This window comes from Enterobacter cloacae complex sp. 2024EL-00711 (assembly GCF_047529885.1).
Taxonomy (GTDB): domain Bacteria; phylum Pseudomonadota; class Gammaproteobacteria; order Enterobacterales; family Enterobacteriaceae; genus Enterobacter; species Enterobacter ludwigii.
This window is the reverse complement of sequence record NZ_JBLIZC010000009.1, coordinates 39182-53205: the sequence shown is the minus strand read 5'-3', so window position 1 is coordinate 53205 and position 14024 is coordinate 39182. Positions and strand designations below refer to the sequence as shown.

13 protein-coding genes are annotated in these 14024 nt (G+C 55.9%); 7 read left to right on the top strand and 6 right to left on the bottom strand.

Annotated elements, in window-relative coordinates; genetic code table 11:
• Window positions 1-2: 2 nt before the first annotated feature.
• Window positions 3-329, bottom strand: coding sequence for a superoxide response transcriptional regulator SoxS (gene soxS, locus ACMVME_RS20170; RefSeq protein WP_013095071.1), 327 nt, complete (start codon window positions 327-329; stop codon window positions 3-5).
• Between the two features lie 98 nt (window positions 330-427).
• Here soxS and soxR point away from each other — a divergent pair, with 98 nt between their 5' ends.
• From soxR to ACMVME_RS20150, 4 genes are all read left to right on the top strand, one after another.
• Window positions 428-886: a redox-sensitive transcriptional activator SoxR gene (gene soxR, locus ACMVME_RS20165; RefSeq protein WP_014168225.1), complete on the top strand. Its 459-nt coding sequence runs from the start codon at window positions 428-430 to the stop codon at window positions 884-886.
• A gap of 290 nt (window positions 887-1176) precedes the next feature.
• Entirely contained in the window at window positions 1177-1848 is a 672-nt protein-coding gene (locus ACMVME_RS20160; protein ID WP_014168226.1) for a glutathione S-transferase family protein, read from the top strand.
• Between the two features lie 296 nt (window positions 1849-2144).
• Complete coding sequence (gene ghxP / locus ACMVME_RS20155) at window positions 2145-3494, top strand: guanine/hypoxanthine transporter GhxP (protein WP_041162379.1); 1350 nt, start codon at window positions 2145-2147, stop codon at window positions 3492-3494.
• A gap of 152 nt (window positions 3495-3646) precedes the next feature.
• Window positions 3647-5293, top strand: a complete 1647-nt coding sequence (locus tag ACMVME_RS20150) for a Na+/H+ antiporter (protein ID WP_014168228.1) — start codon at window positions 3647-3649, stop codon at window positions 5291-5293.
• Between the two features lie 48 nt (window positions 5294-5341).
• On the opposite strand, the gene ACMVME_RS20145 is transcribed toward ACMVME_RS20150, so the two are convergent.
• A complete protein-coding gene (locus ACMVME_RS20145; protein ID WP_025206385.1) occupies window positions 5342-6223 on the bottom strand; it encodes a LysR family transcriptional regulator in 882 nt (293 codons plus the stop codon).
• A gap of 102 nt (window positions 6224-6325) precedes the next feature.
• On the opposite strand from ACMVME_RS20145, the gene ACMVME_RS20140 reads away from it, so the two are divergent.
• A complete protein-coding gene (locus ACMVME_RS20140; RefSeq protein ID WP_414743491.1) occupies window positions 6326-6736 on the top strand; it encodes a CidA/LrgA family protein in 411 nt (136 codons plus the stop codon).
• Window positions 6729-7418 carry an LrgB family protein gene (locus tag ACMVME_RS20135; RefSeq protein ID WP_068795428.1) on the top strand — a complete coding sequence of 230 codons (690 nt, stop codon included), beginning with the start codon at window positions 6729-6731 and terminating at the stop codon, window positions 7416-7418. Before ACMVME_RS20140 ends, ACMVME_RS20135 begins: the two co-directional genes overlap by 8 nt.
• 32 nt (window positions 7419-7450) lie before the next feature.
• Here the strand turns inward: ACMVME_RS20135 and actP are convergent, their stop codons facing one another.
• The 3 genes from actP to acs all read right to left on the bottom strand — a co-directional run bounded on the left by actP (window position 7451) and on the right by acs (window position 11441).
• Complete coding sequence (actP, locus tag ACMVME_RS20130; protein WP_014168232.1) at window positions 7451-9100, bottom strand: cation/acetate symporter ActP; 1650 nt, start codon at window positions 9098-9100, stop codon at window positions 7451-7453.
• Complete coding sequence (locus tag ACMVME_RS20125; RefSeq protein WP_014168233.1) at window positions 9097-9411, bottom strand: DUF485 domain-containing protein; 315 nt, start codon at window positions 9409-9411, stop codon at window positions 9097-9099. The genes actP and ACMVME_RS20125 overlap by 4 nt, the downstream gene beginning before the upstream one ends.
• Window positions 9412-9482: 71 nt before the next feature.
• Complete coding sequence (gene acs / locus ACMVME_RS20120; protein WP_020882831.1) at window positions 9483-11441, bottom strand: acetate--CoA ligase; 1959 nt, start codon at window positions 11439-11441, stop codon at window positions 9483-9485.
• A gap of 423 nt (window positions 11442-11864) precedes the next feature.
• On the opposite strand from acs, the gene gltP reads away from it, so the two are divergent.
• Window positions 11865-13178 carry a glutamate/aspartate:proton symporter GltP gene (gene gltP, locus ACMVME_RS20115; protein ID WP_013095082.1) on the top strand — a complete coding sequence of 438 codons (1314 nt, stop codon included), beginning with the start codon at window positions 11865-11867 and terminating at the stop codon, window positions 13176-13178.
• Between the two features lie 74 nt (window positions 13179-13252).
• Here the strand turns inward: gltP and ACMVME_RS20110 are convergent, their stop codons facing one another.
• A complete protein-coding gene (locus ACMVME_RS20110) occupies window positions 13253-13927 on the bottom strand; it encodes a tetratricopeptide repeat protein (RefSeq protein WP_014168236.1) in 675 nt (224 codons plus the stop codon).
• Window positions 13928-14024: the final 97 nt, after the last annotated feature.

Below are 14024 nucleotides of genomic sequence, written 5' to 3'. Positions count from 1 at the left end.
CATTAATTCAACTGGTGGCGATAGTCGCTCGGTGTACGGTCAAACTCGCGGCGAAACACGCGGGAAAAGGTTTGTTGCGACACATAACCCAGATCCATCGCGATATCAAAAATGGGCCGCTGCGTTGAGCGTAAGGCCTGCGCCGCCAGCAGCAGTCTGCGCTGACGAATGTACTCACCCAGCGTCTGGTGCATAACGGTACGGAACATTCTCTGTAAATACCATTTCGAATAGCCGGATTTTTTAGCGACCACATCAATGTTCAACGGTTGGTCGATATGTTCATCAATCCATTCAATAAGTGTCTGAATAATTTGCTGATGCGACATAAGGTTGCCCCTCTGTAGATACAACTGCCCTGGTTGATTCGTCGTTTTCTCTGCGGGCGAGTATAATTCCTCAAGTTAACTTGAGGTAAAGAGGTTTTATGGAAAAGAGATTGCCGCGAATTAAAGCGTTGTTAACCCCCGGCGAAGTGGCGAAGCGAAGCGGTGTTGCGGTGTCGGCGCTCCACTTCTATGAAAGCAAAGGGTTAATTAAAAGCATCCGAAACGCCGGAAACCAGCGACGCTACACGCGTGACGTGCTCCGTTATGTCGCGATTATCAAAATTGCCCAACGAATCGGAATCCCCCTGGCCACCATCGGCGATGCGTTCGGCGTGCTGCCGGAAGGGCACTCTCTCAGCCCGAAAGAGTGGAAAGAGCTTTCCTCTCAGTGGCGTGAAGAGCTGGATCGCCGCATTCACACGCTGGTAGCGCTGCGTGATGAACTGGACGGATGTATTGGCTGCGGCTGTTTGTCGCGCAGTGATTGTCCGTTGCGTAACCCGGGCGACAGGCTGGGTGAGCAGGGGACAGGGGCGCGGTTGCTGGAGGAAGACTGAGATCCGGCAGAAAACCGCACCTCATAAAGAACTAAAGCGCCACAAAAGGGCGCTTTAGTTTTTCCCGGTCTTTGTCTTTCACTCTATCCCGCTGGTTCACGGGAGGGTTTCCCCCGACATCAGCACCCCTCATGTCGAGCGTGTTGGGGAGGTTCCGGATTGTGCTGACACTTTAATTCTATGCAAGACCCGTCTTTTCGCCAGTCGGTCAGGCCATTTTTTAGGCGAATTTTTTTCGCGGTGTTGTTCGATTTTCTATAGTTAAAAAGTATGAATAAAAGGAGAACACAATGCTCACGGTACACCACCTGAACCAGTCCCGCTCACACCGTGTGATCTGGGCGCTGGAAGAACTTTCCCTGCCCTATGAGATTGTTCGTTACCAGCGCGAAAAGAGCATGCTGGCGCCTGAGTCGCTCAAAAAAGTGCACCCGTTGGGCAAATCGCCGGTTATTGAAGATAACGGCCTGATCCTCGCCGAGTCGGGGGCCATCCTCGAATATCTTCAGGAAACCTACGATCCTGAGTCGCGGCTTAAGCCTCTGGATCCTGCGCATAAGGTGCAGTACCGCTTCTGGTTGCACTATGCCGAAGGTTCGCTAATGCCGCTGCTGTTGATGAAGCTGGTTTTCAGTAGCCTCGGTAAGCCGCCCGTGCCGTTTGGCATCCGCACGTTGGGTAAAGCGCTGGGGCAGGGAGTGCAAAAAGCGTATCTCAACCGCCAGCTTGAAACCCATGCACGCTTTATTGAGTCGCATCTTGCCGAAAACAGCTGGTTTGCCGGCGACGCGCTCAGCATGGCGGATATGCAGATGAGCTTCCCGATTTTTGCCCTGCTGGCGCGCGGTGGTATTGATAACCTCCCGCATACCCAGGCCTGGAAGAAAAAAGTGGAGAGCAGCCCTGGCTGGCAAAAAACGCTGGAGCAAGGTGGCCCGTTATCGATTCCGGGTGGGGAGTGAAATGTAAACAAATTGCGCACAGACGATAACGTTTGCGCATCCTCTGTTTATTTCTTCAGCGTCATAAGGGAATTTTAGCGAAAAACGATAAAGTTCAGTTGAAAAGGGCGGGGATTAGGCTAGATAATCGTTTGCCTTAATTTGACCACCCGTTTGTAAGCGCGGAGCTAAACGTTTGCTTTTTCTGTGACGCCCCTTTCGTCGCAAATGCAAAACACGGATTTGACGTTTAGCTGGCAGTGGCGTCTCCACCATGCTTACGGACTTTCTATAAAAACTCTCAGGGGATGTTTTCTATGTCTACGCCATCTGCGCGTACTGGCGGTTCGCTTGACGCCATCTTTAAAATTTCGGCTCGCGGCAGCACCGTGCGTCAGGAAATCGTTGCCGGTCTGACCACGTTTCTGGCGATGGTTTACTCCGTCATTGTCGTTCCGGGTATGCTGGGTAAAGCGGGCTTCCCACCGGCGGCCGTCTTTGTTGCTACCTGTCTCGTGGCGGGCGTTGGCTCCATCGTGATGGGCCTGTGGGCGAACCTGCCGCTGGCGATCGGTTGTGCAATCTCGTTGACCGCCTTTACCGCTTTCAGCCTGGTTCTGGGTCAGCACATCAGCGTACCGGTTGCGCTCGGTGCCGTGTTCCTGATGGGTGTACTGTTTACCGTTATCTCCGCCACCGGCATCCGTAGCTGGATTTTGCGCAACCTGCCTCACGGCGTGGCGCATGGCACCGGCATTGGTATCGGGCTGTTCCTGCTGCTGATTGCCGCAAACGGCGTCGGCCTGGTGATCAAGAACCCGCTGGACGGTCTGCCGGTGGCGTTGGGGCACTTCGCGAGCTTCCCGGTCATTATGTCCCTGATCGGTCTGGCGGTAATTATTGGTCTGGAAAAACTGAAAGTCCCGGGCGGCATTTTGCTGACCATTATCGGGGTGTCCATTGTTGGCCTGATTTTCGATCCTAACGTTCACTTCTCCGGGATTTTCGCCATGCCGTCGCTGAGCGATGACAAAGGAAACTCTTTGATTGGCAGTCTGGATATCATGGGGGCGTTGAACCCGGTGATCCTGCCAAGCGTGCTGGCGCTGGTGATGACCGCGGTGTTTGATGCAACGGGTACCATCCGTGCTGTCGCGGGTCAGGCGAACCTGCTGGATAAAGACGGTCAGATTATCGATGGCGGCAAAGCGCTGACCACCGACTCCCTGAGCAGCGTCTTCTCGGGTCTGGTGGGCGCGGCTCCGGCTGCGGTGTATATCGAGTCCGCTGCGGGTACGGCGGCAGGCGGTAAAACCGGCCTGACGGCCATTACCGTTGGCGTGCTGTTCCTGCTGATCCTGTTCCTCTCTCCACTCTCCTACCTGGTGCCGGCCTACGCGACCGCACCTGCGCTGATGTACGTTGGTCTGCTGATGCTGAGCAACGTGGCGAAAATCGATTTTGCTGATTTTGTGGATGCGATGTCAGGCCTTATCACGGCGGTCTTTATCGTGCTGACCTGTAATATCGTGACCGGCATCATGATCGGTTTCGCGTCGCTGGTGATTGGGCGTCTGGTCTCCGGCGAGTGGCGCAAGCTGAACATCGGCACCGTTGTGATTGCCGTCGCGCTGGTGGCGTTCTACGCGGGCGGCTGGGCAATCTAAGTTGTCCATTGATGCGAAAACGGGTAGCTCAGGCCGCCCGTTTTTATTTTCAGGACTCATCCCGTTGTCTTTTGCGTTACTCTGGGGAAGATAGAATAACAGGCACGACGCCTTAGGTTTGGCTTTTAAGAAACACAGCAAACAGGGAACGCATGGAAATCTTCTTCACAATACTCATCATGACTCTTGTGGTCTCGCTATCCGGGGTAGTCACACGCGTACTGCCCTTTCAGGTCCCCCTGCCATTAATGCAAATTGCCATCGGCGCGCTGCTGGCGTGGCCGACGTTTGGCCTGCACGTGGAGTTCGACCCCGAACTGTTCCTCGTGCTGTTTATTCCGCCGCTGCTGTTTGCCGATGGCTGGAAAACGCCCACGCGTGAATTCCTTGAGCACGGGCGAGAGATATTAGGTCTGGCGCTGGCGCTCGTGGTGGTCACGGTGGTCGGGATTGGCTTCCTGATCTACTGGGCGGTACCGGGCATTCCGTTAATTCCGGCCTTTGCGCTGGCCGCGGTGCTGTCACCAACCGATGCCGTGGCGTTGTCCGGCATTGTCGGTGAAGGCCGTATTCCGAAGAAAATCATGGGGATTTTACAGGGTGAGGCGCTGATGAATGACGCCTCTGGCCTGGTTGCCCTGAAATTTGCCGTGGCCGTCGCGATGGGCACGATGATCTTTACCGTAGGCGGCGCGACCCTGGAATTCTTCAAGGTGGCGATTGGCGGTATCCTGGCCGGGTTTGTGGTGAGCTGGCTGTATGGTCGTTCGCTGCGCTTCCTCAGCCGCTGGGGCGGCGATGAACCGGCGACACAGATTGTGCTGCTGTTCCTTCTGCCGTTTGCCTCTTACCTGATTGCCGAACATATCGGCGTGTCGGGCATTCTGGCGGCGGTGGCGGCAGGGATGACCATCACCCGCTCCGGCGTAATGCGCCGTGCGCCGCTGGCCATGCGCCTGCGTGCAAACAGCACCTGGGCGATGCTGGAATTTGTCTTTAACGGGATGGTGTTCCTGCTCCTGGGCCTGCAGTTGCCGGGCATCATGGAATCCTCGCTGGTGGCGGCCGAGGCCGACCCGAACGTCGAAACGTGGATGTTGTTCACCGATATCGTGCTGATCTACATGGCGCTGATGCTGGTGCGTTTCGGCTGGCTGTGGACGATGAAAAAATTCAGCATGCGCTTCCTGACGAAAAAACCGATGGAGTTCGGCTCGTGGACCACGCGGGAGCTGCTGATTGCTTCTTTTGCTGGCGTTCGCGGGGCGATTACGCTTGCCGGTGTGCTGTCCATTCCGCTGCTGCTGCCCACGGGCGATGTCTTCCCGGCGCGCTATGAACTGGTGTTCCTGGCGGCAGGGGTGATTCTGTTCTCGCTGTTTGTCGGCGTGATAATGCTGCCTCTTCTGCTGCAGCATATTGAGACGGGTGACTCGACTCAGCAGCATAAAGAGGAGCGTATTGCCCGCGCGGCGACCGCCGAAGTGGCGATTGTGGCCATTCAGAAGATGGAAGAACGTCTTGCGGCGGACACGGAAGAGAACATCGACAACCAGCTGCTGACCGAAGTGAGCTCGCGCGTGATTGGTAACCTGCGTCGTCGTGCCGATGGCCGCAACGATGTGGAAAGTTCGCTGCAGGAGGAGAACCTGGAGCGCCGGTTCCGTCTGGCGGCGCTGCGCTCAGAGCGTGCGGAGCTGTACCACCTGCGCGCCACGCGGCAAATCAGCAATGAGACGCTGCAAAAACTGCTGCACGATCTGGATTTGCTGGAAGCCTTGCTGATAGAGAATCAGTAGTCCGTGCGGGCTGATGCCCTCACCCTGACCCTCTCCGCCCGGAGAGGGTCAGGGGACCCAAAATCCTTCACAGCATTTCAGCCACGCCTGCGCGCTGTGCGATAAATAAACCCCTTCGCGCCAAATCATCCCTAACTGCCAGTGCAAATCGCTTTCCAGCGGGATCCAGCGCAGGGTGTTTTTATCGAGCCGTTCGCAAATCGGCTGCGGCAATATCGCAATGCCGACGCCAGCCTGCACCATCGCGGCCAGGAAATCCCACTGCCCGCTGCGCACCGCAATGCGCGGCTTCACGTTGTGTTGATTAAACAGCGCCATTAGCTGGCGGCTGAGGGCGAAATCTTCGTTGTAAATCAGCAGCGGGTGTTCGCCGAGCCGTTCGGGTTTCACCGTGTCGACCTTCAGCCAGTCACCAGAGCGGGGTACCAGCACGCACAGCGGGTGGCTAAAGAGCGGCAGCGTCGCCAGACCGCTCTCTTCCTCCACAGGGAGGGCGGTCATGGCGACATCCAGCTCGCCGTTGGTGACCGCCTGTTGAACCGTTAAGCCGCCAAACTCGGAAATTTTCAATTCAACGCCGGGATAACGCTGGCGAAACAGGCTGATGGGGCCAGCCATCATCATCCCAACCATCGGCGGGATGCCGAGGCGCAGCAGCCCTTTTGTCAGGTGATTGATATCGCCAAGCTCCGCTTCCAGCTGGCGGAACTCCGCCAGGATCGCCAGCCCGCGTTCAAAGACGACCCGCCCGGTATCGGTCAGCAGCAGCTTGCGTCCGTCGCGGATAAGCAGGGTGCAGTTCAGTTCATCTTCGAGGTTTTTCAGCATCTTGCTGATGGTGGGTTGGGTGACAAACAACTTCTCCGCTGCGCGGGTAAAACTTTGCTGACGAACCACTTCGACAAAATAGCGCAGCGTTCTTATGTCCATGATTATTCCTCGGAACTATACCTTTGATGATTTTAATTCATTTCAGTCCATTACGTGCGCTCACTATACTGGCGCCTCGTCTCATTTTTGAGGAAAACCCCCATGGCCGTGGCGTTAAGCCGTGTTACGCCTGCCGTTGTGCAACGACTTCAGGTACCGGTTCAGGTACTGCTTTATGCGGGACTGTTTGTTTTCGCTGAATATCTTGTCAACTGGTTGCATCTGCCGCTGCCTGCCAACCTGGTCGGAATGGTACTGATGCTGACGCTTATCCTCTGCCGCGTTATCCCCCTCAACTTGGTACGCGCCGGCGCGCGCTGGCTGCTGGCGGAGATGCTGCTGTTCTTTGTGCCTGCCGTGGTCGCGGTGGTGAACTATGCGCAACTGCTGAGGGTAGATGGCTGGCGCATCTTCGCGGTCATTGCGCTGAGCACGCTGATGGTGCTGGGGGCCACCGCCTGGGTGGTTGATAAAGTGTATCGGTTTGAAATCAGCAGGCAAAAGCATGACTAACTTCCCGATAAGCGTGTTGTGCCTGATTGCCACCCTGGCGATCTACTTTGCCAATAAACGCCTGTATCGCCGTTTTCACGCGCTGCCGCTGATGCCGCTGGTCTTTACGCCGATCATGCTGGTCCTGATGCTGGTCTTCGGGCATATCTCCTGGCAGAACTACATTGGGGAATCCCACTGGCTGCTGTGGCTACTGGGGCCTGCGACCATTGCCTTTGCGGTACCGGTGTATGACAACCTGGCGATCATCAAACGCCACTGGATGTCGCTCAGCGCTGGCGTGATCACGGCCACGGTGGTGGCGGTCTGCAGTTCCGTCTGGCTGGCCCGGCTGTTTACGCTGCCCGATGAAATTCAGCGCAGCCTGGCCGTCCGTTCGGTCACCACCCCGTTTGCGCTGGCCGCGGCCAAGCCGCTCGGCGGACAGCCGGATCTGGTCGCGTTATTTGTGGTCGTGACGGGTGTCTTCGGGATGGCGGTTGGCGACATGCTTTTTTTGCGGCTGTCGATCCGTGAAGGAATGGCGAAAGGGGCGGGATTTGGCGCGGCATCGCACGGTGCGGGAACGGCACGTTCGTATGAACTCGGGCAGCAGGAAGGGGTGGTGGCAAGCCTGGTGATGATGCTCTCGGGCGTGGTGATGGTATTGATTGCACCGCTGGTGGCGTGGGTGATGTTCTGATTTCCCCGGCCAGTAAGGCCGGGGAGACGAGGTTAGTGCGCGCGGCCTTGCTCGACGCCCAGACCCGTTTGTGAGCGGATAAACTGGGCGCGGAATTTCTCACGCTCCAGGTTACCTTCCGGCGAGTTATCGGTCGCGGAGAAGACCCAGATACCAATAAACGCCACGGCAATGGAGAACAGCGCCGGGTATTCATACGGGAAGATAGCGCTTTCGTGACCGAGGATCTGTACCCAAATCGTCGGGCCAAGGACCATCAGAATCACTGCCGTCAAAAGCCCCAGCCAGCCGCCAATCATCGCCCCACGGGTGGTCAGTTTTGACCAGTACATGGAGAGCAGGATGATAGGGAAGTTACAGCTTGCCGCAATGGAGAAGGCCAGCCCCACCATAAAGGCGATGTTCTGCTTCTCGAACAAAATCCCCAGCAGAATAGCGACCACGCCCAGCACCAGCACGGTGATTTTCGAGACTTTCAGCTCATCACGTTCGCTTGCACCTTTGCGGATAACGTTGGCATAGAGGTCGTGCGATACCGCAGACGCGCCCGCCAGCGTCAGCCCGGCAACCACCGCGAGGATGGTGGCGAAGGCCACGGCCGAGATAAAGCCAAGGAACAGGTTACCGCCTACCGCGTCGGCCAGATGCACTGCCGCCATGTTGTTACCGCCAATCAGCCCGCCCGCCGCGTCTTTAAACGCCGGATTCGCCCCCACCAGCATGATGGCGCCAAAACCAATGATAAAGGTCAGGATGTAGAAGTAACCCATAAAGCCCGTGGCGTAGAAGACGCTTTTGCGCGCTTCACGCGCATCGCTCACGGTGAAGAAACGCATCAGGATGTGTGGCAAGCCGGCCGTACCAAACATCAGACCCAGACCGAGCGAAAGCGCAGAAATAGGGTCTTTCACCAGCCCGCCAGGGCTCATGATCGCTTCCCCTTTCGGGTGTACCGCCATCGCTTCAGTGAACAGATTATTGAAGCTGAACCCGACGTGTTTCATGACCATAAAGGCCATAAAGCTGGCGCCGAACAGCAGCAGGACCGCTTTGATGATTTGCACCCAGGTCGTGGCCAGCATGCCGCCGAACAGGACGTACATCACCATCAGCACACCCACCAGCACCACCGCGATGTGGTAGTTCAGGCCGAACAACAGTTCGATCAATTTACCCGCGCCGACCATCTGCGCAATCAGATACAGCGCGACCACCACCAGCGAGCCGCAGGCGGAGAGGGTACGAATCGGCCCCTGCTTCAGCCGGTAGGAGGCCACGTCTGCGAAGGTATAGCGGCCCAGGTTGCGCAAGCGTTCTGCGATCAGGAACAAAATAATCGGCCAGCCCACAAGGAAGCCGAGGGAGTAAATCAGACCATCGTAGCCGGAGGTGTATACCAGCGCGGAGATACCGAGGAAGGAGGCGGCGGACATAAAATCGCCTGCAATTGCCAGCCCGTTCTGAAAACCGGTAATGTTGCCGCCTGCGGTGTAGTAATCATTACGGGAGCGCACGCGTTTCGAGGCCCAGTACGTGATGTACAGCGTCAGCAGCACGAAAATCAGGAACATGATAATCGCCTGCCAGTTGGTTGGCTGGCGCTGTACCTCGCCGGTGATGGCATCAGCGGCGTTGGCGGCAAAGGGAAGTGTGGCGGCAAGCGCCGTCAGGACTCTCTTCATGATGCTTTTACCTCTGCCAGGACTGCTCTGTTAAGACGATCGAATTCGCCATTGGCGCGCCAGACGTACACGCCGGTCAGCACAAACGAAATGATTATCACGCCAATCCCAATCGGAATTCCGCGCGTGACGCTGGTGCCCGCGTGCAGCGGCGTACCGAGCCAGTGTGGGGCAAAGGCAATCAGCAGAATAAAGCCGACGTAAATAATCAGCATGATGATGGAAAGTAAGAAGGCAAACCGTTGCCGTTTATCCACGAGCTCCCTGTAGTGCGCACTATTCTCTATCTGCTGACAAATATCGTTATTCATCAGAGGTCTCCAGAAGTATTTATAGGGGAGGTTTTTTTATTCCCTCTCCCGGGGGGAGAGGGGAGATCGCGTTACGATGGCATTGCGATGGACTGCTTCTCTTCGAGCAGTTTTTCCACCACGCCAGGATCGGCAAGCGTTGAGGTATCACCGAGGTTGCTGGTGTCACCGGCTGCGATTTTGCGCAATATGCGGCGCATAATTTTGCCTGAGCGGGTTTTCGGCAGAGAGTCGGTCCAGTGCAGCACGTCCGGCGTGGCAAGCGGGCCAATCTCTTTACGTACCCAGTTGCGCACCTCGGCATACAGCTCTGGGGACGGCTCTTCGCCATGATTCAGCGTGACGTAGGCGTAAATCGCCTGGCCTTTAATGTTGTGTGGGATCCCGACGACGGCGGCTTCGGCGATCTTCGGATGAGATACCAGCGCGGATTCAATCTCCGCGGTACCCAGACGGTGGCCGGAGACGTTCAGCACGTCGTCCACGCGCCCGGTTATCCAGTAATAACCGTCCTCGTCACGCCGGGCGCCGTCACCGCTAAAGTACATATTTTTAAAGGTCGAGAAGTAGGTCTGCTCAAAGCGCTCGTGGTCGCCGAACAGGGTACGCGCCTGGCCCGGCCAGGAATCGGTGATCACCAGATTGCCTTCGGTGGCCCCGTCCAGCGGATTACCTTCGTTATCCACCAGCGCAGGTTGTACGCCGAAGAACGGTTGAGTTGCTGAACCGGCTTTTAACTGCGTCGCACCCGGCATAGGGGTGATCATAAAGCCGCCGGTTTCGGTCTGCCACCAGGTGTCCATCACCGGGCATTTTTCGTTGCCGATTTTCTTCCAGTACCACTCCCAGGCTTCCGGGTTGATGGGCTCGCCAACGGAACCGAGGATGCGCAGCGAAGAGCGGTCAGTGCCTTCAATGGCCTTATCGCCTTCCGCCATTAATGCGCGGATCGCCGTTGGGGCGGTATAGAGAATATTGACCTTGTGTTTGTCGACCACCTGACACATGCGTGCCGGCGTTGGCCAGTTCGGTACGCCTTCAAACATCAGCGTAGTGGCACCACAGGCCAGCGGGCCGTAAAGCAGGTAGCTGTGACCGGTGACCCAGCCTACGTCGGCAGTACACCAATAAATGTCGCCCGGATGGTAGTCGAATACGTACTTGAAGGTGGTAGCGGCATAGACCAGATAGCCGCCGGTGGTGTGCAGCACGCCTTTCGGTTTGCCGGTTGAGCCGGAGGTGTAAAGAATAAACAGCGGATCTTCCGCGTTCATCTCTTCCGGCTGATGCTGGTCGCTGGCTTTTTCAATCAGATCGCTCCACCACAGGTCGCGTCCTTCGTTCCAGTCGATCTTGCCGCCGGTACGCTTGAGGACGATGACGTTGCTGACGGTTTTCACGTTCGGATTTTTCAGCGCTTCATCGACGTTTTTCTTCAGGGGAATGCCACGGCCAGCGCGCACGCCTTCATCGGCCGTGATCACCAGTTTCGAGCTGGAATCGACAATACGTCCGGCTACCGCTTCCGGTGAGAAGCCGCCAAAAATCACCGAGTGAATCGCACCGATGCGCGCGCAGGCCAGCATGGCTACCGCCGCTTCAGGCACCATTGGCATATAGATAGCCACCACGTCGCCTTTTTTAATGCCCCTTTCCAGCAGAACGTTGGCAAAGCGGCACACGTCGCGGTGCAGTTCTTTATAAGTAATGTGTTTGCTTTGAGAGGCGTCGTCACCCTCCCAGATAATGGCCGTTTCATTACCGCGTTCGGCAAGGTGGCGGTCAAGACAGTTTGCTGCCAGGTTCAGCGTGCCGTCTTCGTACCATTTTATGGAGACGTTGCCGGGCGCAAAGGAGGTGTTCTTCACCTTCTGATAAGGTTTAATCCAGTCAAGAATATGGCCCTGCTCACCCCAGAAGACGTCCGGGCTGGAGACGGATTGCTGATACTTCTCGTGGTACTGCTCCGGGTTTATCAGGCAACGGTCCGCAATGTTTGCGGGAATGTCGTGTTTATGTACTTGGCTCATGGCTTTTTTTCTCCTTGTAAGATGTTAATAATATGTCGCAAAAACGTTAATAGTAGGGGCTTTACAAGCTTTGTTTATTATTTGGGCTACAGATCACGCATTGTTTGAAGAGTATGAAAAATGAGCGAATGAAACTTTGAAGGAAAATAATTCACCGTGCCGATTATTCACAAATTCCATTAAAAAAGCCTTTTTATAACAAAAAGTTATTGATGGGAATTGTGACAAATTCACGTCATGACTGCTTTTTGCAGCGAAATGTGCCGTTCTTTAAGGCTTGCGCAACATGCCGCGCAAATGATACTCATACGCCGCGTTAAAAAATCCCATAAACCAACGCAACACAATTCATACCCTTTCAGTATGTATCCATATTCATGCAGTTTATGTGAATAGGGCGCTTCATTGAGGAAGTCAGTTTCTATGAAAAACGTTAAAGTCAGCCTGGCCTGGCAAATCTTGCTAGCCCTTGTGCTGGGTATCCTGCTGGGTAGCTACCTGCATTATCACAGCGACAGCCGCGAGTGGCTGATTGCGAACCTGCTCTCCCCGGCAGGGGATATCTTTATTCATCTGATCAAGATGATTGTCGTACCGATTGTTATCTCAACGCTGGTCGTCGGCATTGCCGGTGTGGGGGATGCAAAACAGTTAGGCCGTATCGGCGCGAAGACAATTCTTTATTTCGAAGTGATCACGACGATTGCCATCATTCTGGGCATCACACTGGCGAACGTGTTCCAGCCAGGATCCGGGATCGATATGTCGCAGCTGGCGACGGTGGATATTTCGAAATATCAAAGCACTACCGCTGAAGTACAGAGCCACGCGCATGGCCTGATGGGAACCATCCTTTCGCTGGTGCCGACCAACATCGTGGCTTCCATGGCGAAGGGCGAGATGCTGCCGATCATCTTCTTTTCGGTGTTGTTTGGTCTGGGTCTTTCCTCCCTGCCTGCCACGCACCGTGAACCGCTGGTCACCGTGTTCCGCTCAATTTCTGAAACCATGTTCAAAGTGACTCACATGGTGATGCGCTACGCGCCGGTTGGGGTGTTTGCGCTTATCGCGGTAACCGTGGCGAACTTCGGTTTCGCCTCCCTGTGGCCGCTGGCGAAGCTGGTGATTCTGGTTCACTTCGCCATCCTGTTCTTCGCGCTGGTGGTGCTGGGAATTGTGGCGCGCCTGTGTGGGCTGAGCATCTGGATCCTGATCCGTATTCTCAAAGATGAGTTGATTCTCGCGTACTCCACGGCAAGCTCTGAAAGCGTACTGCCGCGTATTATCGAGAAGATGGAGGCCTACGGCGCGCCGGCATCGATTACCAGCTTTGTGGTGCCAACCGGCTACTCCTTTAACCTGGACGGCTCAACGCTGTACCAGAGTATTGCGGCTATCTTTATTGCTCAGCTGTACGGCATTGACCTGTCTCTGTGGCAGGAGATCGTGCTGGTGCTGACCCTCATGGTGACCTCAAAAGGCATCGCAGGCGTACCTGGCGTCTCCTTTGTCGTGCTGCTGGCAACCCTGGGCAGCGTAGGGATCCCGCTGGAAGGTCTGGCGTTTATCGCCGGTGTCGACCGTATCCTCGACATGGCGCGTACGGCGCTGAACGTGGTGGGTAACGCCCTGGCGGTGCTGGTTATCGCTAAGTGGGAGCACAAATTCGACCGTAAAAAAGCGCTGGCGTATGAACGCGAAGTGCTGGGTCGTTTTGATAAGACCGCAGACCAGTAAAATAAAAAGGCCGGGGTTAACCCGGCCTTTTCGCATTCCCTCTCTGTCCAAAAGAGAGGGCCGTGTAAGAGGCTTTACTCCCCACTCAACGCGTCAAATTCTTCACATCCCGTATCAAACCCTTCGGTACAGCTCAGGTTCAGCCAGTAGAGCGCTTTCTGCTTATTCGGCGTTATAAAGCCTTTCTCGCCCTGCTGGAACAGCATTCCGGCCCAGTACTCCGCGTAACCCGTACGCGAAAGGGAGGAGCTGCGTTTGAACCACGACGCGGCTTTGACGTCGTCCTGCGCCACCTCAACGCCGTTAGCATAAATCATCCCCAGCAGCATTTGCGCATCCACCGCGGAGTCGTTGTCGATATCTTCGGTTGCCGTTTGCAGCAGTGCGATGGCCTGTGGGTAGTCAGTTTTCCCTGCCTGGGTGTTGACCAGCACGCGCGCCAGCATAATTGCGCCGCGTTTACTGCCGGCGATAGTGGCCTGCTGCGCCAGCGCTTTGGCCTGCGCGTAATCGCCCTGTGTAAACTGGATTTGCGATAACAACGCCATGGCGTCGACATCGCCCCCTTTTGCTGCTTTCTCTGCCCACTGCGCGGCCTGCTTGCTGTCGCCGGAACTGAAGTAGGTATCGGCAAGGTAATACTGGGCGCGGGCGTCACCCGCTTCCGCCTGTTGCTTGTACTGGCTGCCAATCTCATCCGCGTGGACGAGTGACGTAAAAAATAACAACATCAGAAAAATTGATTTCATGGATTCTTATCATCTGGGTACACGCCGCGCAGTATAATCGTCGTCGCAGAAGAAAAAAACGGGCGCGGTAAAGGTGAATGAACATTTCCCGGTGCCC